Source organism: Streptomyces davaonensis JCM 4913 (genome assembly GCF_000349325.1).
GTDB lineage: Bacteria > Actinomycetota > Actinomycetes > Streptomycetales > Streptomycetaceae > Streptomyces > Streptomyces davaonensis.
Window position 1 is genome coordinate 2179154 of sequence record NC_020504.1, and the last position, 22110, is coordinate 2201263.

Here is a 22110-nt window from a genome sequence, read left to right on the forward strand (position 1 = left end):
TCTACGTCGACACTGCTCCGTCCTTCGCCGCGGACTCGTCCTCCGCCACGAAGTCGACGACCGCCAGCGCGAAGAGCAGCGCGAGGGCCAGGCCGAGGACGACCGCGCCGGTCGGGTACGGCCACAGGACGAACGCCAGGACGGCCGCGGCGACCAGCAGCCAGGAGATCCAGCCGCGGTGCCGGTGGACGTAGTGGCCCACCCGGCCGGTGCGCAACCCCGCCCGGTCGGCCGTCGAGCGGACGGCGCCGATGCCCGAGTGCCACATCTGCCGTACGAACCGGGCCCGGCGGCCTGGTCCGGTCAGCCAGGCGGCGAGAGCGACGACCACACCGAGGACGACCGCCACTCGTACGCTCGTGCGCAGGAAGCGGACCAGCGTGTCGTAGATCGACTCGGCGGCGGGCTGGGAGACGCCGGAGGGCAGGGCGTCCAGGTACACCGTGCGGAAGATGGTCAAAGCGATGCCGAGCAGGCCCACGGCGAAGGCGAAGCCGAGCGCGCCGGCGACCAGCGCCTTGCGGCGGTGCGTGGCGAGGAAGACGCCGCCCGCGATCAGCACGATCGAGATGACGGGGAGCCAGAATCCGACGAGTTCGAGCAGCCGGAACCCCGTACGGGCCCGGCCGATGTCCTCCGACTGGACCAGCGTGATGCTGGTGTGGATCTCGGGGATTTTCCCGGCCACGGTCATGCCCTCGTCGACCAGGCGGTCCTTGACCCGTTCGACGACCGGACCGAGGTCCAGGGTCACCGTGTCGTTCTCGACCTTCACGGCGCCGCCGCCCTCGCCGGTCAGCGCCTTGACGACGGCGTCGTGGGCCCGGCGGTTGGCCTCGGTCCAGATGGTCTCGAAGGCGTCCGAGGCGACGACCGCCTGCGCCTTGTCGTGCACGAAGCTGCGGACCGCGTTCTGGAGCGAGGGGCCCAGTCTGCCGAGGGCCTTCTCCACCAGCGGGCGGTCCGCGACCGGGGTCTGGGAGATCAGCGCGGGCACGTCGAGGCGGTCCATCACGGCATCGGTGACCCGGTTCGCGACGGCGTTCTGGATGTCCCGGTCCTTGGCGAGGGGCTCGACCGTGTCGACATAGCGGTCGGTGTCGCCCGCCAGGTCGGCTGTCCACGCGGCGACCGCGCCCAGCGGGGCGAGGATGCAGCCGAGGACGATGAGCACGACGGCGAGTGTCGAGCGGACCCAGTGCCGTTTCGGCCGGGTCTCCTTCTCCGCCTCCAGCGCGGCGATCCGCGCCCGCAGCCGTTCCAGCTCGGCCTGAGAGCCGTCCGGGGCTTCCGCGTCGCCCGCCATGCCGTTCTCCCTCCTGAACCCCCTGGGGTCAGCAGACCCCGGGGGCGGGAGGGCGGCGACCGCGGCGGGCCGTCCGGGTGACGGAGGGTGTCCGGCGGCTGCTTCGAACGGCAGCGCGTCGAACCTTCAGGAGAGCTGCGCGGCGAACGCCTCGTAGGCCCGCTCGTCGAAGAGGACGAACGTCACCTCCTCGACCCTGGTGCTCGCGGCCCGCACCGTCTCCATCGCGATCCGGGCCGCGTCCTCCATCGGCCAGCGGTAGACACCGGTGGAGACGGCCGGGAAGGCCACCGTACGGGCGCCCAACTCGTCGGCCACGCGCAGGGATTCGCGGTAGCAGGAGGCGAGGAGGTCGGAGCGGTCCTCGGTGTCGCTGAAGACAGGGCCGACGGTGTGGATCACCCAGCGGGCGTCCAGCTTCCCCGCCGTCGTGGCGATGGCTTGGCCCGTGGGGAGGCCCTTGCCGTAGTGGGAGGCACGCAGCTTGCGGCACTCCGCCAGGATCTCGGGGCCGCCGCGGCGGTGGATGGCGCCGTCCACTCCGCCCCCACCGAGCAGGGAGGAGTTGGCGGCGTTCACGATGGCGTCGACGCTCTGGCGGGTGATGTCGCCCTGGATGAGCGTGATGGTGGTCATGACTGCCTCAGTTCTGCCTCAGTCTTTTCCAGACGGCCTTTGCCGCGTTGTGCCCCGACATCCCGTGCACACCGGGTCCGGGCGGGGTGGCCGAGGAACAGATGAAGACCGCCGGATGCGGGGTGCTGTACGGGAACAGCGACAGTTTGGGGCGCAGCATCAGCTGGAGTCCGGAGGCCGCGCCGGAGCCGATGTCGCCGCCGACGTAGTTGGCGTTACGGGCGGCGAGTTCGGGCGGGCCCGCGACGGCACGGGCGAGGACACGGTCGCGGAACCCCGGGGCGAAACGCTCCAGTTGGCGTTCGATCGTGTCCGTGAGGTCGCCGGTCCAGCCGTTGGGCACATGGGCGTACGCCCAGAAGACCTGCTGTCCGGCGGGGGCCCGGCTCGGGTCGACGACACTCGGCTGGACGGTGATCATGAACGGCCGGTCGGGCGCCCGGCCCTCCCTGGATGCGGCGCGCAGCGCGGTGCCGATCTCCGCGCTGTCGGCGCCGATCTGCACCGTCCCGGCACGGCGGGCCTCCGCCGCGGTCCACGGGACCGGTCCGTCCAGCGCGTAGTCGATCTTGAAGACGCCGGCGCCGTACCGGTAGCGCTCGTAGTAGCGGCCGAAGCCGGCGATCCGGGCCAGCGCGGTGGGCGAGGTGTCGAAGATGTACGACCGGGCGGGCGGCAGATCGTCCAGGCGCTTGACCTCGTAGTCGGTGTGGATCGTGCCGCCGAGGTCCTTGAGGTACGCGGCGAGCGCGTCGGAGATCGACTGGGAGCCGCCCTTGGCCACCGGCCAGCCCCGGGCGTGCGCGGCCAGGGCGAAGACCAGGCCGACGGCGCTGGTGGCGAAGCCGTTCAGCGGGGCCATGACGTGGGCCACGAGTCCGGCGAACAGGGCCTTCGCGCGCTCGCCCTGGAAGCGGCGGGTCAGCCAGGTCGACGGGGGCAGGCCGACCAGGCCGAAGCGGGCGAGGGTGACCGGGTCGCGGGGCAGGGCGGTCAGCGGCAGGGACATGAAGTCCCGGGCCAGGTCGTCCCATCGGGGCAGGAACGGCTCGACCAGCCTGCGGTACGCCCCCGCGTCCCGGGCGCCGAAGGAGGCGGCCGTCTCCCCGACCGAGCGGGAGAGCACGGCGGCCGTGCCGTCGGGGAACGGGTGCGCCATCGGCAGGTCGGCGTGCAGCCACTCCAGGCCGTACTCGTGGAGCGGCAGGGCGCGGAACGCGGGGGAGTTGATACCGAGGGGGTGCGCCGCGGAGCACGGGTCGTGGCGGAAGCCGGGGAGGGTGAGCTCCTCGGTCCGGGCGCCTCCGCCCACGGTGTCCTTTGCCTCGAACAGCGCGACGGAGTGGCCGCGGCGGGCCAGCTCCACGGCTGCGGTCAGGCCGTTCGGTCCCGCACCCACCACGACGGCATCGAGCATCGACGGCACGATTCGGTCCCCTTCAGCCGATGGCCACTCAGGGTCAGGATATGCCGGGTGCGCCTCATAGCTCGGTCCGGGCGGTTGTATTGCGGGTGCGGGTGGGTGGGGGCTTGTCGCGCCCACGCGGCGGAGCCGCACATTGATACAGCCCCGCCCCGGGTGGGATCAGGCGGCGTTCGTCAGCAGTTCCGTCAGCCGTCGTGCCGTCGCCTCGTCCCTTGCCGCTGTGAATGGCAGGGCATTTCCGCCGGTTACCCGGAATGGTTCGCCGCTCACGGTCAGGTGGGCTCCACCCGCCTCCTCCACCAGGAGCAGGCCCGCTGCGTGGTCCCAGGCTGCCTCCCAGCTGAAACCGACCGCGTCCAACTCGCCCCGGGCTATCGCGAGATACTCCAGGCCCGCCGAGCCGCAGGGGCGTGGGGACACGCCGTCGGTCCACAGGCCGCGCAGGGCGTGCTTCTGGTCGTCGGTGGTGTAGTCGGGGTGGGAGGTGGCCACGCGGAGGTCCCGGCCGGGGTCCGGTGTGCCGGAGTGCAGGTGCTCGCCGTCGAGGTAGGCGCCCTTGCCGCGTATCGCGGTGGCCAGTTGGTCGCGGGCCGGGGCGTAGGTCCAGGAGGCGAGCAGTTCGCCGTGCTGGACCAGGGCGACCAGGGTGCAGAAGCCGGGGTCGCCGTTCACGAACTGGCGGGTGCCGTCGACGGGGTCGACGATCCAGACCGGCGCGGCGCCCTGGAGCGCGCCGTAGGTCGTGGGGTCGGCGTGCACCGCCTCCTCGCCGACCACGACGGAGCCGGGCAGCAGCGCGCCGAGCGCTGCGGTGAGGTACTGCTCGGCCTTGCGGTCCGCGTCCGTCACCAGGTCATGGGGGCCGCTCTTCTGGTCGACCTCGTGCGCGGCGAGCCTGCGCCAGCGCGGCATGATTTCCAGAGCGGCGGCCTGGCGGACTGCTTCCTCCACGTCGGAGGAGCGCCGAGCGAGAAACTCGTCGATGGTTTCCGTGTCTACGATCATGTCCCCCATAAGAACATGCAGCACTGACAATCCCCGCCGGGGTGGTGTACGCCGGGTGGAATCGCCATGAATACGCGGGTTCGCGGCGAGTGTTTCATCTCACCGCCCCACCGCGTACCCCTGCATCCCCCGCGGGTTCGCCCCCGCTGACAGCAGCCCGGTCCGCGGATCCCGTGCCACCACGCACAGCCGCCCCTCCGACCAGGGGTCGCCCACGGTCACCCGGTGCCCGCGCGCGATCAGCTCCTCGATCACCTCGGGGTCCGTGCGGGACTCCACGGTGACGCTGCCCGGTCGCATACCGCGCGGGTGGAAGGAGCTGGGGAAGCTGTCGTTGTGCCAGTTCGGGGCGTCGATCGCGCCCTGGAGGTCCGGTCCGCCGCGCACCTGCTCGCGCAGTGCCACGCCCAGGAAGAAGTGCAGCTGCCACTGGTCCTGCTGGTCGCCGCCGGGCGTGCCGAAGGCCAGCACGGGTTCGCCGTCGCGCAGGGCGAGTGAGGGCGAGAGGGTGGTGCGCGGGCGGCGCCCGGGGGTCAGCGAGGCCGGGAGGCCCTCCTCCAGCCAGGTCATCTGGAGCCGGGTGCCGAGCGGGAAGCCCAGTTCGGGCACGACGGGGTTGGACTGGAGCCAGCCCCCGCTGGGCGTGGCCGCGATCATGTTGCCCCAGCGGTCGACGATATCGAGGTGACAGGTGTCGCCACGGGTGCCGCCGTCGGGGGTGACGTCCGGCTCGCCGCGCACCGGGTACCGGGCGACCGTCGGCTCACCGGCGCCCGGCGCGGTGGCCTCCTCGTCGAGCACCACGCGCGCGTGCGCGCTCACCCGGGGCGTACGGCCCCCGGGGCTGCCGGGCCGCAGTTCACAGGACGCCTTGTCGCCGACGAGCGCCCGCCGCTCCGCGTTGTACCCGTCGGAGAGCAGCTCGCCGAGCGGCACCTCGGCCGCGTCCCCGTACCACGCCTCCCGGTCGGCCATGGCCAGCTTGCAGCCCTCGATCAGCAGGTGGACGTAGTCGGCGGAGCCGTGAGCGGGCAGCTCGGCGGGGAGCAGGGCGAGCTGCTGGAGCAGCACCGGTCCCTGGCTCCAGGGCCCGGCCTTGCACAGGGTCCAGCCGCTCCAGTCGTACGTCACCGGCGCCTCGTAGGTCGCGGACCATCCGGCGAGGTCGTCGCCGGTGAGGGTGCCGGTGTGCCGCTCGCCGCTGGTGTCGAGGGTGGGCCGCCCGGCCTGCCGGACGAGCGCCTCGGCGATGAACCCGGTGCGCCAGACTCGACGGGCCGCCTCGATCCGGGCCTCGCGATCCCCGGCCCCGGCCACTTCGGCGAGCAGGCGTTTCCAGGTGGCCGCGAGGGCGGGGTTGCGGAACAGGCGGCCGGGGCGCGGCGGCTGTCCGTCCGGCAGGTACACCTCGGCCGACGTCGTCCACTCCGTCGTGAACAGCTCCCGTACCGCCTCGACGGTGGCGCCGACGTTCGCCACGGGCGCGTGCCCGTGTTCGGCGTACCCGATGGCGTACTTGAGGACGTCGGCGAGGGATTTGGTGCCGTGGTCGCGGAGGAGCAGCAGCCAGGCGTCGAAGGCGCCGGGCACGGCGGCGGCGAGGGGTCCGGTGCCGGGGACGAGGTCCAGGCCGAGCGCCCGGTAGTGGGCGACGGTCGCGCCGGCGGGGGTGACGCCCTGTCCGCACAGCACCCGTACCTCGCCGCCCGCCGGGGCGAGCAGGATGGGGACCTCGCCGGCGGGGCCGTTGAGGTGCGGCTCGACGACGTGCAGCACGAACGCTCCGGCCACGGCGGCGTCGTAGGCGTTGCCGCCGTCCTCCAGGACGGCCATCGCCGACTGGGAGGCCAGCCAGTGGGTGGAGGACACCATGCCGAAGATGCCCTGGAGCGTGGGGCGGGTGGTGAACATAGGGCCTCTCACGGGAGTTGACTGGCACGTCGCGATCGACATCCGAACTGGTTCCCGGGTTTGAGCGGCCCGAACCGGTCATCGGGGCTGCGACCGGTCGCCACGATCCGTGGCATTCGCCGATCATCTGATCACTGTTGTTCGTTTGGCGATTGATCTCGTTCGCAACTGGAGCGGGTTCTTATAGGTGCGTTATGCAGCGGAGTTACGGCCGACAGCGGGGATTTGTCGATTCGCTGTGGCTGTCTCTGGCCATAACTTTCCGTGGCGATGGCGCGACAGTCCGGGGTCGAAGTAGTGTCCGGGAACCGGCGTTTGAATCCGGGAAGCCGCAGGCCCTGGCGGGGGTCCAATCCGAGCCAGGGCCTGCCGGTCACATCAGATTCACGACTCGCAGCACCATTCCACGAAAGGAAGTTCGATGCCGTTGAATCGCTATCGTCTCGCCGGTCCCGAGGGACCGGCGGCGACGAAGCCTGAAATTATCATGTCTCCGTTTTCGCTCCCAGGCTGCACGCAGGCTGATGACTTGGCTGTCACCGTGCGAGGAAGCTTCTTCATCGCGCTGACGGTGGGGCCCCTCATCGCGATCGCGGGGACGACCGGGGGGTGGCAGGTGACCGGGCCGGCCCTCCTCGTGGCTGCTGTCGCCAGGGGAACTCAAGCCGTCCACCGGCGAGTTCGGGCCATCTGAGCAGTCGCGAGCATCCCTGCGGCGGTGGCACGCCCCACGTCGGCTGCCACCGCCACCGCACCCCCCATTCACCGTACGGGCACCGCGCTTTGCTGCGAAAAGGGCCGCCAACGGCCCGCGGAATCACCGAAATACGTGCCCGTTCATCCCCCGAAAGGGTCAGCAAGGACGATGGCGGCATCCGCGACTCGTACCAGGAGCTGCGCCAACTGCGGCAGGACGTTCAAGAAGAAGGTGAGCCCCGGCCGCCCCTCCAAGTATTGCAGCGCCTCCTGCGGCGCCGCACTGCGCCGGAAACCGGCGCCACCTCCCGATCCTTCCCTCGACGACGATGTCGTCGAGATCGGACGCGAGGTACGGAACCAGGCCGGAGACCTGATCGCCGACGTCGGCGAGGACACCACCTCCGAGCAGCTGCTGCACACGTACTCCGGCCTCATGCGCCGGTTCGAGGACCTTGAGGCGGCGCTGGTGCGTCGCGGCCGGGCCCGCGGCGAATCCTGGGAGGCCATGGGGGACGCCCTGAAGATCAGCTCTCACCGGCTGCGCAAGAAGTGGACCGCCGAAGCGCTGGAGCGTTGGGAGAGGAACCGGGACACACGCGCGGCGGTGGCCACGCACACCCGCAGGGTGACACCGCGCGCCGCCCTGTGGTCGACCGACGACGCACCGGGGGCGGGCGAAGCGCCGCCGGGTCCCCTGCCCCAACCGGGCGCCGCCGGCAATCAGTTGGCCATCACGATGTCCCGGCTTCAGCGCCACAGCGGACAGACGATGCGGGAGATCGCCGACTACGCGTTGATCTCCCCGTCCTACCTCTCGAAAATCGCCGCGGGGACGCGGCGCCCGTCCTGGCACGTCGTCGAGCGCCTCGCCGAGGCGTACCGGATCGACCCGGGGCTGCTGCGTCCCCTGTGGGAGGCATCCGTACGGCCCGAGCCGGATCCCCCGCCGGCCGCCGATCCGGAATCAGCGGCCTCGCACCTGAACACCGTCCTGCGCTCCCTGTACCTGTCCGCGGGCCGGCCCGATCTGTGGAAGCTGCGGGACGCGACCGCCGGCGCTCTGAGTGTGGGCACCATCGCCCGCGGCCTCGCCGATCCGCAGGTGCCCGACTGGGACACCACCGGCCGCATCGTCCTCGCCCTCAACGGCGATCTCGCCGACACCGAGCGCCTGTGGCAAGCCGCCACCACGCACTCCCGGTGACGGTCTCCCGTCAACTCACCGCCGCCCTAGGGGAGGAACCCATGCGCCTCACCCATCCCGAGCCTCCCGCAGTCGACCTGCCCCCGGCCTTCCTCGCATTCCACGCCCTCCACCATCCGCACTACCTCGCCTACGCCGGCGCCCATCTGCCGCCCGAGGACGCAACTGCCGCTGTCCGCGAGGCTTTCGGCGACGTCGTCGCCCACTGGTCCGCCATCGTCAGCCATCCCAACCCCACGGCCCGCGCCTGGGAGCACTTCACCCGCTGCATCGACGCCCGCACGCCACCGCTGCCCCTGAACACCAACCGCACACTGGAGTATCAAGCCGTCGTCCTGCACCTCATCGCCGGTTGCTCCATCCCCGTCACCGCCGACACCACCGGCCAGCACCCCAGCAAGATCCGCTACCTGCTGCACGTCTGGAAGAGCATGCGGACGGCCACCGCCCCCGACACCCTCACCTGACCCAGCGCAGCGCCTTCGTCTGCTCGGCGAGCGGCCTCAGGCCGACATCGTGTCGGCGCTCGTCGAGGGTCTGCGGCTGCCGGACGGGGTAGGGGCGAAGGGTCTCGGGGTTGACGCGCGTGCCGTAGAACTGGGGTTGGCCCTGTTCCACGGCGCAGTGGTCGGCGATGTACGCGAGGTGGACGGCGGAGCAGCGTCCCTCCAGGACGGCCTCGGCGATCAAGTCCCGGCAGATGAGCTGAAAGTCCAGATCCGAGGCGTGCAGCAGGATCATCAGCGCCGCGGTCGAGGCGGGGTCGCCCACCTGGTCGGTGGTCGGCCAGCCGTGGTTGCGAACGATGGCCCTGAGCGCCTCGGTGTTGGCGCGGCGGCACGCGGCGATGTCCTGTCGGCGCCGCTCGGTGGGTTCGGCCTGGGCTCGCCGCATCAGCTCCCGCTCCTGGTCCGCGCGGCGCCGCAACTCGGTGGCGAGGGCGGCCGCCAGAGCGGGGAGCATCCAGGGAACCGTGGGCTCCGGATGAGCGGAGTCGGCACCGGTGCGTACGGGCGTCAGGACGGGGCGGCCCGGCATGGGCTTCACGGCGCTGCTCCGAGTCGCAGCGCGAACCACACTCGCTTGCCCGGGGTGCCGGGATCGGCGGGCGCGATGCCCCAGTCGTCGGCCAACGCGGCCACGATGGCCAGTCCACGTCCGGACTCCGCCGCCTCGTCCGACGTGTGCATCCGAGGCTGGGCGGGTGAGCGGTCGGCGATCGTCACCCGCAGCTCGGACTCACGGCAGTCGATGGTGAGGATGATCGTGTCGTCGGGGCCGGTGCTCGCGTGCCGGACCGCGTTCGTGAACAACTCGTCGGTGGCCAGTACGACATCGTCCAGGTGACCGGCCGCCGACGGCAGCCGACGCAGGTGCTCGGCGACCAGGCGCCGCACGTGTGCGGCCTGAGCGGGGCTGGCGGGGATCGCGGCGTGCAGGCGTGCGGGTCTGCTCATGGAAGTCACGGCATGCCCCGCCCGGCGAAGGGCGGCACTGTCGCCCGGCGCGTGGGGTGTCGCTCGTGGGGGTAACGGCGTGCGGCGCTGTGCTCCGGATGCCGTCATGGGTCCTCCTGATGGCTGCGCAGCGCGGTCGGAAGGGCAAGGGCTGGCTGCATATGCAGCCAACAGCTCCGTAACCGAATCGGACCAGGGGGCGTACGGGTTGTCCGGTTGCGGGCGCGTAGTGGCGTCACGCAACAGCCGGTTCATGCCGCGGCCCCCAGTACCACCTGGGACCGGCGCACGAACTCGTGCACGAGCGGCTCGTGGCGGCGGGAGTCCAAGCGCCTGCGGAAGTCGCGCAGGGCCTGGACGGACCGTTCGCTGTGCACGGTGGTGAGCGTGTCGAGTGCCTCGGTCGCGGTGCCGATGGCCTCGTCCAGCCGGTTCTGCTGAAGGTGGGCCGTGGCCAGCACGGAGCGGCTGATGGCCTGGCGCCTGCGCCGGTCGGCGTTGGCGTGCACCGAGTCGCTCGCCGTGCGCTCCGCTTCGGCGGCGAGCCCCAGGTCACGGAAGCAGAGCGCGGACTCGGCCTGGAGATAGTGGTCGTCGAGGAAACGCACCCAGGGCGACTCCTGTTCGGCCCCCCGGCTGGCGTCCAGCTGCCGCTCGGCCTGACGCAGCGCCTCGCCCGCCCGGTCGCCGTGGCCCTGGGCCGCGTGTCCCCGGGCCGACATGGCGTGCAGGCGCATCAGCCCCAGCGGGCTGCCCGCTCCCTTGGCGGTGGCGATGCCCGCCCGGGCCAGGGACACGCCCTCGTCCGGACGGCCGAGGCTGGTGGCCAGATGGGACAGACCGGCCAGGATCTGCCCGCCCAGCACCCGGTCACGGCTCTCGGCGCACAGCCTCAGCGCCTGGGTCATGTAGCGCTGGGCCAGCCCGTACTCCGCGGCGTCGTACGAACTCCAGCCGGCCATCGCGGCGAGCCTGGCCGCGGCCGCGTACAGCAGGCGCTGCTCGGGCGGGGGCGTGCCGCGCCGCTGGAGCATGGGGACGACCTCGGTGGCCAGGTAGTGCACGATGCTCGTGCGGACACCGGCGCCGCCGTAGTGGTTGTCCATCTGGTCGAACAGGGCGATCATCGCGTGCACCTGCTCGACCGGTCCCCCGTCCGACACCCGCGTCGGACGGCCGCCGTCGTGGTCCTCCAGCAGCCACAGCAGCCACTCGCGTTGAGGGTTGGCCAGGGCGCCCACGACGAAGGGGGCGGGTCCGAGCAGGCTGCGGCGGGAGATGTCGGTCGAGCCCAGTTCGGCCAGCGTGTGGAGGGCTTCCGCCACGTCCTCGTCGTAGACCAAGGCCCGGCCCGCGACCGGGCGTTGCTGCTCGCGCTGGAAGCCGAGGTCCGCGGGCGACACGGCGCGGCCGAGCCGCTCGGACAGCACCGCGGCGATCAACCCCGGCGTCTCGCCGCGCGGTTGCTGTCCCTGGAGCCAGCGGGTGACCGCCGTCTTGTCGTAGGTGGAGTCGAGGCCCTGTCGGCGTCCGAGATCGTTGACCCGGAGGGCGAGCGAGGCATAGGAGCAGCCGGACTCCTTCAGCGCGGACGCCAGCGCCTTGTTGGCTCCGGCGCTCCCCTTGCCCTGGCTCCTTGCGTGTCCCTCGGTCACGGTGGCCATCCAGGTCTCGCCTCGCTCGTGTGCGGATACACCCTTGCCAGTACCTCAAGTCCGCTCAGGCCACGCCCAGTTGACATCGGCGCGCCGACCTGTGCGACAGGTCCCTCGATCACTATGGTTCCCTACACGCGCGATTCGCAACTGGCGTTCTGATAATTTCGATTCGATCCGCATCGCTCTGTCTCTGTCGTCGACCGCGTGGCACACTGCACGCTGTGAGGGCCGCTGAGGGAGGTAGCAGGTGAGCGAGAACCGCTCGGGCGGCAGTGCACCCACGGTCCTGCGGATGGTTCTCGGCAAACGGCTGAAGCAGCTGCGGGAGCAGGCCGGTGTGTCCTTCGAGGACGCCGCACGGGCCATCGAGGTCACTCCCCTCACGGTCCGCCGGATCGAGAAGGCCGAGGTCAAGCTCCGCATCCCGTACGTGAAGGAACTGCTGCGCACCTACGGGGTCCCGGCGGAGGAGACCGAGGGCTTCCTCGAACTGGCCAGGAAGGCGAACGAGCCGGGGTGGTGGTACCAGTACCGCGACGTGCTCCCGGACTGGTTCCAGGCATACGTGAGCCTGGAGAGCGAAGCCACCGTCATACGTCTCTACGAACCCCACTACGTCCCCGGCCTGTTGCAGACCCACGACTACGTCACCGCGCTGATGCGGGTCGGCTTCCCGAACGAGTCGAAGGAGGACATATCCCGGCGCGTCGATCTGCGGCTCAGACGCCAGGACCTGCTCACCAAGCCGGGCGCACCGGCCGTCTGGGCCGTCCTGGACGAGACGGTGCTGCGCCGCCCGGTCGGCGGTCCCGATGTGATGCGGGCTCAGATCGACCGGATCGACGAGGCGTTGGACCTGCGCAACGTCCGGATCCAGATCATGCGCTTCGCGGCCGGTGCCCATCCGGGCGCCTTCGGCCCCTTCCACCACTTCCGCTTCGGATTCTCCGAACTCCCTGACGTCATCTACACGGAGAACCTGGCCGGCGCGGTCTACGTCGACCGGCCCGGCGACGTCGTCAACTACCTAGAGGTACTGGACCGGATGTCCGTCCAGGCGGAGCCGGTCGCACGAACCAGGGCAATCCTGGCCGAACTGCGTAAGGAGTTGTGACCATGGGATCCATGGACCCGATCTACAGCGGCATGCCGGCCACCGATCTGGGCACCGAGGGCTGGCACAAGCCCTGGAGCGGCACCAACGGCGGCAGCTGCGTCGAGGTGAAGCGACTGCCCGACGGAAGCGTCGCCTTCCGCCAGTCCACGGACCCCGAGGGGCCCGCGCTGGTCTACTCCCGGGACGAGATGATCGTGTTCCTCGAAGGCGCCAAGGCGGGCCAGGCGGACTTCCTGGTCGCCTGAGCACCGCACCGCTCCCGCCGCGTACCCCCACTGCGCCCGGCACACCACTACGCCCGCACTACCGGACAACCCGCGCGCGCCCTCCTGCCGTGCGGGTTCTCCGCTCACACTGAGCGGGTTCCGGTGTCCCGAAGGAAGTGGAATGCACTCATCGCCTCGCCCCGGCCGCCCGGCATGAACCTCCAGGAGGCCCTCACCCGGTGCAGCACTCTCGTCGTCGAGAGTGCCGACGGCGTCGGCAGGAGCGATCTGATCACCGAGCTGGCCGGACACGGCTTCCGGATCAGATGCGATGCGGACCGCCTGCACCATGTGGACCCGACCCGGCCGTATCGCGAACTCTTCGCCGAACCAGGCCGGTTGGTGCTCGACGGCAGCATCATCCACGAACTCGTGTACGGGCCACTGCTGCGCGGCGAGTCCCGCGTGTCCTGGATCCAGGCGCTCGACTTCGCCGAGTCGGTGGCCGAACGCGACGGGGCCCTCATCCACCTCACCGCGCCCCGGACCCTTCCCCGGGACGCCCCCACGGACTTCAGACAGGCGACCGACGCCTACGCACGGGTGTTCCGCACACTCTCCCAGCACGTCCCCGTCGTCACTCTCGACGCGGGGAACCCTCGATTACCCATCCCCCGCGAGCGGCCCGGCAGATCACGAAGTCGCGGGGAACAAACCGAAGTTGACGGTAGGTTAGTGACCGACCGCGTGACGCACGGCAGGAGAATTCCCATGGCAGACGGCCAGCCCTCCCCCGACCAGGAAGCCCTGTCCAAGATCGACACCACGGTGCCGCACTCGGCCCGCATCTGGAACTACTGGATGGGGGGCAAGGACAACTACGACGTCGACCGGGAGGCGGGCGACGCCTACCGCGAGATCGCGCCGAACATCGAGACGATGGCCCGCGCCTCCCGGCAGTACCTGATCCGCACGGTGTCCTTCGTGGCCGGCGAACTCGGCATCCGCCAGTTCCTGGACATCGGCACCGGTCTGCCGACCTACGACAACACCCACCAGGTCGCCCAGCGGGTGGCACCCGAGTCACGCATCGTCTACGTCGACAACGACCCCCTGGTACTGCGGCACGCCGAGGCCCTGCTCACCAGCACCGACGAGGGCGTCACCGAGTACATCGACGCCGATCTGCACGACCCCGAGAAGATCATCGAGGCGGCACGCCGGTTCCTGGACTTCGACCAGCCGGTCGCCCTGATGCTCATGGGCATCCTCGGCCACATCCAGGACTACGAGGAGGCCATCTCCATCGTCCGCCGCCTCCAGGCCGTGCTGCCCTCGGGCAGCTACTTCGTCCACTACGACAGCACGGACACCGACGCGGAACTCAAGCGCGCCCAGCAGGGCTACGACGACACGGGCGCCATCCCGTACGTCCTGCGCAGCCCGCGACAGCTCTCCGCCTATTACGAGGGCCTGGAGCTGCTGGAGCCGGGCATCGTCTCCTGCCCCCTGTGGCGCCCCGAGCCCGGCACCACGCCCGAGCCCACGGACGTCTACGGCGGCGTGGCCCGCAAGCCCTGAGCGGGCCGTGGGTCAGCTCCCGCCGCGGGCCGTCACCAAACCGGACTCATAGGCGAACACGACCAGTTGGGCGCGGTCCCGGGCGCCCAGCTTGGTCATCGCGCGGCTGACGTGGGTCTTGGCCGTGAACGGGCTGATGACCATGTGCTCGGCGATCTCCTCGTTGCTGAGCCCGCGTGCGGCCAGCGCGGTCACCTCGCGTTCGCGGCGGGTGAGGCCCTCCAGGCCGGGGGCGGTGGCCCGGTCCGGGGGCCGGGCCACGAACTCGCCGATGAGGGTGCGGGTGACGGACGGGGACAGCAGTGCCTCGCCGCGGGCCACGACCTCGATCGCCTGGAGCAGATCGGCCGGTTCGGTGTCCTTCAGCAGAAAGCCGCTGGCGCCCGCACGCAGCGCCTCGAAGACGTACTCGTCGTGGCCGTAGTTGGTGAGGATCACCACGCGGACGTCCGAGAGCGCGGGGTCGGCGGCGATCCGGCGGGTGGCCTCGATGCCCGTCATCACCGGCATCTGGACATCGATCAGCGCGATGTCGGGCGCCTCGGCGCGGACGAGGGCCACCCCGCGCTCCCCGTCGGCCGCCTCGCCGACCACCTCGATGCCGTCCTCGGCGTCCAGCAGGGCCCGGAACCCGGCCCGCATCAGCGCCTGGTCGTCGACCAGCGCGACCCTGATCATCTCGCCTCCCCCAGCGGCACGGGCGCCCGCACCGGCTCCCCCAGCGGCAGTTGGGCCCGTACCGAGAATCCGCCCTCCTCGCGCGGGCCCGCGCGCAGGGTGCCGCCCAGCGCCGTGACCCGCTCCCGCATGCCGGTGAGGCCGATGCCGGGCACGGGCGGGCGGTCCGGGACGGCGATTCCGTCGTCCTCCACCCGTATCTCCAGGTCCTCGGGACCATAGGCGAGTTCGACACGGACCGTCGCCTGCCCCGCGTGGCGTGCCGCGTTGGTGAGCGCCTCCTGGACGATGCGGTACGCGGCCCGGTCCACGGTCGCCGGCAGGGGGCGCTCGGTGCCGGTGACCGCCAGCTCGGCCGCCAGACCCGCCGCCCGCGCCCGCTCCACCAGCAGCGCCGGGGTTCCGGAGGGCTCGTCGGTGCGCAGCACGTCCAGGGTCGCCCGCAGTTCACGCATCGCCTCCCCGCTCGCCTCCTGGATGGCGAGCAGCGCGGGCGGCACCTCCTCGCCCCGCTTGCGGGCGAGGTGCACGGCGACTCCGGCCTGGAGCTTGACGATGGAGATGCTGTGGGTGAGCGAGTCGTGCAACTCCCGGGCGATGCGCAGGCGTTCCTCCCCGGCGCGGCGCAGGGCGGCCTCCTCCCGGGTGCGCTCGGCCTCCAGGGCGCGCTGTTCGGTCTGGCGCAGATACGCCTGCCAGTTGCGGTCGGCGAGCCCGGTGATCACCGCGCACAGGAACCAGCCCGCGAGCAGCGCGGACTTCTCCAGCACGTCCTGGGTGCCGGGCCCGGTCGCCACGTACGCCGCCAGGAACAGCCCGCCGCCCGCCGCGGCGAGCGCCCGGTGCCCGACCCGGGAAGCGGTGTGCACGGCGCCGATGACGGGCAGGGCGGCCAGGGTCCCCGGCTCGGCGTGCAGGACGTACGCTGCCCCGCTGACGGTCGCCACGGCCAGAACGGCCCGCGGTGCCGCCCGGTAGAACCCCAGCGCCGCGCAGCCCACGACCATGAGCACGTAGTCGACCGGCGCCGTGTCCCGGTCGAAGGCGGCGGAGGTCACCACGAGGGCGCCGACCACGACCGCCAGGGCCGCGTCGGCGAGGTGCCTGCGTGTCACCGTGATCCCGCTCATGACCGCACAGTAGACGCATCCGCCGACACCCGCGTCAGACCTGTGGACAACTCCCGGACTACTCCCGCCGCAGTACTCCCCGACTCGGCACGGCCCGTCCGGCGCAGCCGCAACTCCCTTCGGCCGTACGACGACCGGGCCCCCTCCCCCGGCGCAGTCTGCTTCCCATGACCACACCCTTCCGTTACACCAAGCCCCAGCCGCCCAAGGCGGCCACCGGACGCGTCGCCGAGGTCTACGAGCAGCTCTCCCGTGACTTCGGCATCGACGAGCCGGTCACCTTCGTGGTGCTCTCCTCGGCGCCGGAACTGCTCACCGCCACCTGGGCGTTGATGCGCGAGTCGCTGATCGCGGGACCAGGCAGCCGGACCGGCAAGGAGATCGCGGCGTTCGGGGTGTCGCAGGCCAACCAGTGCCCGTTCTGCGTGACCGCCCACACCGTGCTGCTGCACGCCACCGGCGACCACGCCCTCGCCGAACGTCTCGCGCGGGGCGAGCGCCCGGAGAACGAGGAGCACGCGCGCGTACTGGAGTGGGGCAAGCGGACCCGCGTCCCGAGCCCGGCGTCGAAGCCGTACCCCTTCCCGCAGGACCACGCCCCCGGGTACCTCGGCACCGCGCTGTCGTTCCACTTCATCAACCGGATCGTGTCGGCCCTGCTGACCGAGAAGATGCTGCCCGGCAACGCCGAGCGCCTCCGCGTGGTGCGCAGTCTCGCGGGCCGTACGCTCTCCCGGACCGTGCGCCGCCCGGCCCTGCCCGGCGACGCGCTGGCGCTGCTGGACCGCACCGACCCCGGCGAGGCCCCCGCGTGGGCGGGCGACACCGCCGTGGGCCCGGCGTACGCGGCGCTGCTCAAGTCGGCCATGGCGGGCGCCGATCTGCTCGACGCGGACGACCAGGAACTCGTCCTGGAGACGATGTGGCAGTGGGACGGGCGGCACCCGGGGCTCGCTCTGGAGGGCATCCCGGACCGGCGCGAGCGGCCGGGGGCGCGGCTGGCCCTGCTGGCCGCGCTGGCGCCGTACCGGATCACCGACGAGGACGTGGCGGCCTGGCGGCGGCCGGAGCACACCGACCACTGTCTGGTGCACCTCGTGGCCTACGGCGCCTTCACCGCCGTCGACCGGATCGAGTCCGCGCTGAGCCGGTCGACCGCGCGGACATAATCGGGCATTCGCCGCACGAACGGTTGGCCTCCGTCACCGCGCGCGCACGGAGCGAGTTGACACTTCCGCCTCACAGGCAGTCGTGCAACACTGCCGTCCCGTCCGCAGTGTGGACTCCTCCGCACCGTCCCCCACGAAAAGTGCGCCGTGCGCCCCCTTTCACTGCCACTCGCCCTGACCGCCCGCCTGTCCCCCGTCGTGGTGCTCGCCGCGGCGGGCTGGGCGCTGACGTCCGGCCCGTTCGCCCCGGCGCCGGCCGCCGACCCCCAGGCACAGGCACAGGAGAAGACGGAGAGTCAGTCCGAATCCGCGCCCTCCACCTCGGCCGCGTCGAAGACGTACACCGGCGCTCCCGCGCCCTGCGACAGCGTCGCCTCCAAGACGGTCACCTCACTCGTCCCGGGCGCCAAGACCGCGGGCAAGGAGATCCCGTCGACCGACACCAAGCTGCGCCGCACCTGCTCCTGGAACGCGCTCAAGGGGTACGAGTACCGCTGGCTCGACGTCTCCTTCGAGATCAAGGAGTCGGACGAATCGGCACAGAACGCATACGAGCAGCGCATCAAGGACAAGAGCGGCGGAGGGGATGTTCCGGGCCTCGGTGACGTCGGCTATTCGGTGGTGAATCTGACCACCGAGGACAAGCAGGAGACCCGCGAGGGCGTCGTGCTGGTCCGGGCGTCCAACGCGTTGGTCGTCGTCACGTACAACGGCAGCGACTTCGAGTCCAAGGGCGCGCCCAGCTCGGACGAGATCAACAAGGGCGCCATCAAGGCCGCCAAGGACGCGGTGGCGGCGCTGGAGGGCGGCCAGAAGGGCTGACCGTCCTCCAGCGCCTCTGTCACTCCCGCCGGCCGCGCGCCAGCATCAGCACGAGGTAGAGCACCATCGAGGTGCCGAGGCCCACCGCCCAGCCGTAGTCCGCGAGCGAGGACAGGGCCGGGACGGGGGTGCCGTCGATCAGCGGATCGAAGTTCGCGCCGCCGATGGCCAGCACGCCACCGGCGAGGAAGGCCACGACCGCCCGCCAGTTCCAGCCGCCCTCGTACCAGTAGCGCCCGCCGGTGCGGTACAGGTCGGTGAGGTCGAGGCGGCCCCGGCGCAGGATCCAGTAGTCGGCGATGAGGATGCCGGCGACCGTGCCGAGCAGACCGCCCACCAGGCCGAGCCAGGTGAAGATGTAGCCCTGCGGGTCGGAGTACAGCTTCCACGGGAAGATCAGCACGCCGAGCACACAGGTGGCGAGGGCGCCGGTGCGGAAACTGATCTTCCGGGGCGCGATGTTGGAGAAGTCGAAGGCGGGCGAGACCAGGTTGGCGGCGATGTTCACCGACAGGGTCGCCACCAGCACGGTCACCAGGGCGAAGAGCAGCCCGACCACGTTGTCGGTCTTGGCGGCGAGCTGCACCGGGTCCCAGATCGGCTCGCCGTAGACGGCCGCCGAGCCGGAGGTGACCATCACGGACAGGAACGCGAACAACGTCATCGTCGTGGGCAGTCCAAGAGCCTGCCCCCAGGTCTGGGCCTTCTGGCTCTTCCCGTACCGGGTGAAGTCCGGGATGTTCAGCGACAGGGTGGACCAGAAGCCGATCATGCCCATGAGGGACGGCCAGAACAGCTTCCAGAAGTCTCCGCCCCAGCCCAGCTTGGACGGCTGGTCCAGCAGCGGGCCGAAGCCACCGGCCTTGTCGCTCATCCACCACAGCATCACGAAGGCGCCGACGAGCACGAACGGAGCGGCCCAGTTCTCGAACCGGCGGATGGTCTCCATGCCCCGGTAGATGATCGCGACCTGGATCGCCCAGAAGATCGCGAACGACAGCCACATGGTCCAGGCGTAGCCACCGATCTTCCCGGCGTCCGCCCAGCCGTCGCCGATGAGCTTCCCGGCCAGGAAGAAGATCGCCTCGCCGCCGATCCAGGTCTGGATCCCGAACCAGCCGCACGCCACCAACGCCCGTACGACGGCGGGCAGGTTGGCGCCGCGGATGCCGAAGGAGGCGCGCGCGAACACCGGGAACGGGATGCCGTACTTGGGCCCCGCGTGCCCGGTGAGCAGCATCGGCACCAGCACGATGACATTGGCCAGCGCGATGGTGAGCACGGCCTGCTTCCAGTCCATGCCGACGGCGATCAGACCCGAAGCGAGGGTCCAGGAAGCCGTGTTGTGGGCCATGCCGACCCAGAGCGCGGAAAAGTTGTAGGTGGTCCAGGTCCGCTTCTCCACCGGGACCGGGAGCAGGTCGTCGTTGGCGTACGGACCGATGGGCGGCGGGGACCCCGGGGCGAGCTCCACCCGGCCGTCGGCGAGGGTGACTTGGGAGGACGGCGGTATCGCCGTGGGAGCGGTGTCGGTCATGGGCAGGCCAATCAGGGACGGTGGGACGGGAGAGGCCGTGCGGGTGGCGACATGGGGGGGTGCGCTGAGGGAAGCGTCCTGGCCCCCTTCCCGGGACGGCGGGAAGGGGGAGCTGTGGGAGGGGGGTTCAGCCGTTGAGCGCGGGGATGACCTGCGCCCCGTACGCGTCGATGACGGCTTCCTGGGCGTCGTGCATGTCGTAGACGGCGAACTGGTCGACGCCCAGCTCACGCAGTGCGGTCAGCTTCTCGATGTGCTTCTCGACCGGTCCGATGACACAGAACCGGTCGACGATCTCGTCGGGTACGAAGGCGGTGTCGGGGTTGTCGGCGCGGCCGTGGTGGGAGTAGTCGTAGCCCTCGCGGGCCTTGATGTAGTCGGTGAGTTCCTCGGGTACGGCGGCGGAGTGCTCGCCGTACTTGGACACCAGGTCGGCCACATGGTTGCCGACCATCCCGCCGAACCAGCGGCACTGCTCCCGCGCGTGGGCGAGCGCCTCCGGCGAGTCATCCTCGGTGACGTACGCCGGGGAGGCGACGCAGATCTTCACCTCGGACGGGTCCCGTCCGGCCGCGACCGCCGCGTCCTTGACCGCCTTGACCATGTATTCGGTGAGGTAGAGGTCGGAGAGCTGGAGGATGAAGCCGTCCGCCTCCTCGCCGGTCATCTTCAGCGCCTTCGGCCCGTACGCGGCCATCCAGACCGGGAGTTCGGCGCCCTCCTTGATCCACGGGAAGTGGACGACCGTGCCGCCGAGGTCGGCCTCGTCGCCGCGGGCGAGGGCGCGGATGACCTTCATGGCCTCGCTGATCCGGGCGAGGGTGTTGGGCTTGCGCCCGGCCACCCGCATCGCGGAGTCGCCGCGGCCGATCCCGCAGATCGTGCGGTTGCCGAACATGTCGTTGAGGGTGGCGAAGGTGGAGGCGGTGACCTCCCAGGTACGGGTGCCCGGGTTGGTGACCATGGGGCCGACCGTCAACTTCGTGGTGTGGGAGAGGATCTGACTGTAGATCACGAACGGTTCCTGCCACAGCACGGCCGAGTCGAAGGTCCAGCCGTGCGTGAAGCCGTTGCGCTCGGCCCGCTGCATCAGCTCGATGACCTTCGAGGCCGGCGGGTCGGCCTGGAGGACGAGTCCGAAGTCCATGTGCGCCACTCCTAGTTGAGGTACTGACAGGTGGAGCGGGGGGTGTAGACCCCGTGTCCGGCGCGGCCGGTGTACTCCCGCTCGCTGATGACGACTTCACCGCGGGACAGGACGGTCTCCACCCGGCCGGTGGTGCGCTTGCCCTCGTAGGCCGAGTAGTCGACGTTCATGTGGTGGGTCTCGGCCGACATGACCTGCTCGGCCTGAGGGTCGTAGATGACGATGTCGGCGTCGGAGCCCGGCGCGATGGTGCCCTTCTTCGGGTACATCCCGAACATCCGGGCCGGGGTGGCACAGGCGATCTCGATCCAGCGGCGGCGCGAGATGTGCCCGTCGACGACGGCCTGATGGAGCAGGTCCATCCGGTTCTCCACGCCCGGCAGCCCGTTGGGGATCTTGGAGAAGTCGCCGCGGCCCAGCTCCTTCTGGCCGACGAAGCAGAAGGGGCAGTGGTCGGTGGAGACGACCTGGAGGTCGTTGGTCCTGAGGCCCTTCCAGAGCTGGGCCTGGTGCTCGCGCGGCCGCAACGGCGTGCTGCACACGTACTTCGCGCCCTCGAAGTCGGGCTCGGCAAGGTTGTCGGTGGACAGGAACAGATACTGCGGGCAGGTCTCACCGAAGACGTTCAGCCCCTCGTCGCGGGCCTTGGCCAGCTCGGCGACCGCCTCCGTCGCGGAGACGTGCACGACGTACAGCGGCGCCCCGGCGACCTGGGCGAGCCGGATGGCCCGGTGGGTCGCCTCGGCCTCCAGCAGCGCCTTGCGCACCTCCCCGTGATACCTGGGATCCGTCTCCCCGCGCGCCAGCGCCTGTTCCACCAGCACATCGATCGCGATGCCGTTCTCGGCGTGCATCATGATCAGTCCGCCGTTCTCGGCGGAGCGCTGCATGGCGCGCAGGATCTGGCCGTCGTCCGAGTAGAAGACGCCCGGGTAGGCCATGAACTGCTTGAAGGAGGTGACGCCCTCCTCGACCAGCAGGTCCATCTCCTTGAGGGTGTCCTGGTTGACGTCGGAGACGATCATGTGGAAGCCGTAGTCGATGGCGCAGTTGCCCTCGGCCTTGGCGTGCCAGGCGTCGAGCCCTTCGCGCAGGCTGTGCCCGACGCTCTGCACGGCGAAGTCCACGATGGTGGTCGTACCGCCCCAGGCGGCGGCCCTGGTGCCGGTCTCGAAGGTGTCGGAGGCGAAGGTGCCGCCGAACGGCAGCTCCATGTGGGTGTGGGCGTCGACTCCGCCCGGGATGACGTACTTGCCCGTGGCGTCGATCGTGCGGTCCGCGCTCCAGTCCTGCGTACCGGGCACGGCGAGGGCGGCGACCCGGCCGTCCTCGATCAGGACGTCGGCGTGGACCTCGTCGGACGCGGTGATGACGAGACCGCCCTTGATGACGGTACGGCTGCTCATGGTCCCTCTCCTCCC

At 70.9% G+C, this 22110-nt stretch carries 20 protein-coding genes; 7 read left to right on the top strand and 13 right to left on the bottom strand.

What is annotated here, in order from left to right; all coding sequences use genetic code 11:
- Nucleotide 1: 1 nt before the first annotated feature.
- The 5 genes from BN159_RS09580 to BN159_RS09600 form a co-directional block, all read right to left on the bottom strand.
- Nucleotides 2-1306, bottom strand: coding sequence for a hypothetical protein (locus tag BN159_RS09580; protein WP_015656747.1), 1305 nt, complete (start codon nt 1304-1306; stop codon nt 2-4).
- A 126-nt stretch (nt 1307-1432) separates the two neighbouring features.
- Nucleotides 1433-1942, bottom strand: coding sequence for an O-acetyl-ADP-ribose deacetylase (locus tag BN159_RS09585; RefSeq protein WP_015656748.1), 510 nt, complete (start codon nt 1940-1942; stop codon nt 1433-1435).
- Nucleotides 1943-1949: 7 nt separating this feature from the next.
- A complete protein-coding gene (locus BN159_RS09590; protein ID WP_015656749.1) occupies nt 1950-3359 on the bottom strand; it encodes a phytoene desaturase family protein in 1410 nt (469 codons plus the stop codon).
- A gap of 168 nt (nt 3360-3527) precedes the next feature.
- Nucleotides 3528-4373 carry an inositol monophosphatase family protein gene (locus BN159_RS09595; protein ID WP_041821068.1) on the bottom strand — a complete coding sequence of 282 codons (846 nt, stop codon included), beginning with the start codon at nt 4371-4373 and terminating at the stop codon, nt 3528-3530.
- Between the two features lie 99 nt (nt 4374-4472).
- Nucleotides 4473-6284, bottom strand: a complete 1812-nt coding sequence (locus BN159_RS09600; RefSeq protein WP_015656751.1) for a gamma-glutamyltransferase family protein — start codon at nt 6282-6284, stop codon at nt 4473-4475.
- Between the two features lie 865 nt (nt 6285-7149).
- Here BN159_RS09600 and BN159_RS42785 point away from each other — a divergent pair.
- A complete protein-coding gene (locus BN159_RS42785; RefSeq protein WP_015656752.1) occupies nt 7150-8187 on the top strand; it encodes a helix-turn-helix domain-containing protein in 1038 nt (345 codons plus the stop codon).
- Between the two features lie 41 nt (nt 8188-8228).
- Nucleotides 8229-8654 (top strand): hypothetical protein, encoded by a 426-nt coding sequence (locus tag BN159_RS42790; RefSeq protein WP_015656753.1) that lies wholly within the window; start codon nt 8229-8231, stop codon nt 8652-8654.
- Here BN159_RS42790 and BN159_RS09620 read toward each other — a convergent pair.
- The 3 genes from BN159_RS09620 to BN159_RS09630 form a co-directional block, all read right to left on the bottom strand.
- Entirely contained in the window at nt 8647-9234 is a 588-nt protein-coding gene (locus BN159_RS09620; RefSeq protein ID WP_015656754.1) for a DUF6624 domain-containing protein, read from the bottom strand. The two genes, BN159_RS42790 and BN159_RS09620, sit on opposite strands and share 8 nt — an antisense overlap.
- Nucleotides 9231-9644: an ATP-binding protein gene (locus BN159_RS09625; protein ID WP_106435754.1), complete on the bottom strand. Its 414-nt coding sequence runs from the start codon at nt 9642-9644 to the stop codon at nt 9231-9233. The genes BN159_RS09620 and BN159_RS09625 overlap by 4 nt, the downstream gene beginning before the upstream one ends.
- Before the next feature lie 251 nt (nt 9645-9895).
- Nucleotides 9896-11308, bottom strand: a complete 1413-nt coding sequence (locus BN159_RS09630; protein ID WP_015656756.1) for a hypothetical protein — start codon at nt 11306-11308, stop codon at nt 9896-9898.
- 241 nt (nt 11309-11549) lie between these two features.
- On the opposite strand from BN159_RS09630, the gene BN159_RS09635 reads away from it, so the two are divergent.
- The 3 genes from BN159_RS09635 (at nt 11550) to BN159_RS09645 (ending at nt 14206) form a co-directional block, all read left to right on the top strand.
- Complete coding sequence (locus BN159_RS09635; protein ID WP_015656757.1) at nt 11550-12416, top strand: helix-turn-helix domain-containing protein; 867 nt, start codon at nt 11550-11552, stop codon at nt 12414-12416.
- A 2-nt stretch (nt 12417-12418) separates the two neighbouring features.
- Nucleotides 12419-12664 carry a DUF397 domain-containing protein gene (locus BN159_RS09640; protein WP_015656758.1) on the top strand — a complete coding sequence of 82 codons (246 nt, stop codon included), beginning with the start codon at nt 12419-12421 and terminating at the stop codon, nt 12662-12664.
- A 732-nt stretch (nt 12665-13396) separates the two neighbouring features.
- On the top strand, nt 13397-14206 hold the full coding sequence (locus tag BN159_RS09645) for an SAM-dependent methyltransferase (protein WP_041821084.1): 810 nt from the start codon (nt 13397-13399) through the stop codon (nt 14204-14206).
- A 12-nt stretch (nt 14207-14218) separates the two neighbouring features.
- Here the strand turns inward: BN159_RS09645 and BN159_RS09650 are convergent, their stop codons facing one another.
- Nucleotides 14219-14884, bottom strand: a complete 666-nt coding sequence (locus tag BN159_RS09650) for a response regulator (RefSeq protein WP_015656760.1) — start codon at nt 14882-14884, stop codon at nt 14219-14221.
- On the bottom strand, nt 14881-16014 hold the full coding sequence (locus BN159_RS09655) for a sensor histidine kinase (protein ID WP_015656761.1): 1134 nt from the start codon (nt 16012-16014) through the stop codon (nt 14881-14883). The genes BN159_RS09650 and BN159_RS09655 overlap by 4 nt, the downstream gene beginning before the upstream one ends.
- A gap of 167 nt (nt 16015-16181) precedes the next feature.
- Here BN159_RS09655 and BN159_RS09660 point away from each other — a divergent pair, with 167 nt between their 5' ends.
- Complete coding sequence (locus BN159_RS09660; protein ID WP_015656762.1) at nt 16182-17183, top strand: carboxymuconolactone decarboxylase family protein; 1002 nt, start codon at nt 16182-16184, stop codon at nt 17181-17183.
- 147 nt (nt 17184-17330) lie between these two features.
- Nucleotides 17331-18005, top strand: coding sequence for a hypothetical protein (locus BN159_RS09665; RefSeq protein WP_015656763.1), 675 nt, complete (start codon nt 17331-17333; stop codon nt 18003-18005).
- Nucleotides 18006-18024: 19 nt separating this feature from the next.
- On the opposite strand, the gene BN159_RS09670 is transcribed toward BN159_RS09665, so the two are convergent.
- From BN159_RS09670 to hydA, 3 genes are all read right to left on the bottom strand, one after another.
- Nucleotides 18025-19542: an NCS1 family nucleobase:cation symporter-1 gene (locus BN159_RS09670; RefSeq protein WP_015656764.1), complete on the bottom strand. Its 1518-nt coding sequence runs from the start codon at nt 19540-19542 to the stop codon at nt 18025-18027.
- A gap of 127 nt (nt 19543-19669) precedes the next feature.
- The gene (locus tag BN159_RS09675) at nt 19670-20689 is read right to left on the bottom strand and encodes a TIGR03842 family LLM class F420-dependent oxidoreductase (RefSeq protein WP_015656765.1); all 1020 of its coding nucleotides are present in this window, start codon (nt 20687-20689) and stop codon (nt 19670-19672) included.
- A gap of 11 nt (nt 20690-20700) precedes the next feature.
- Entirely contained in the window at nt 20701-22095 is a 1395-nt protein-coding gene (gene hydA / locus BN159_RS09680; RefSeq protein WP_015656766.1) for a dihydropyrimidinase, read from the bottom strand.
- Nucleotides 22096-22110: the final 15 nt, after the last annotated feature.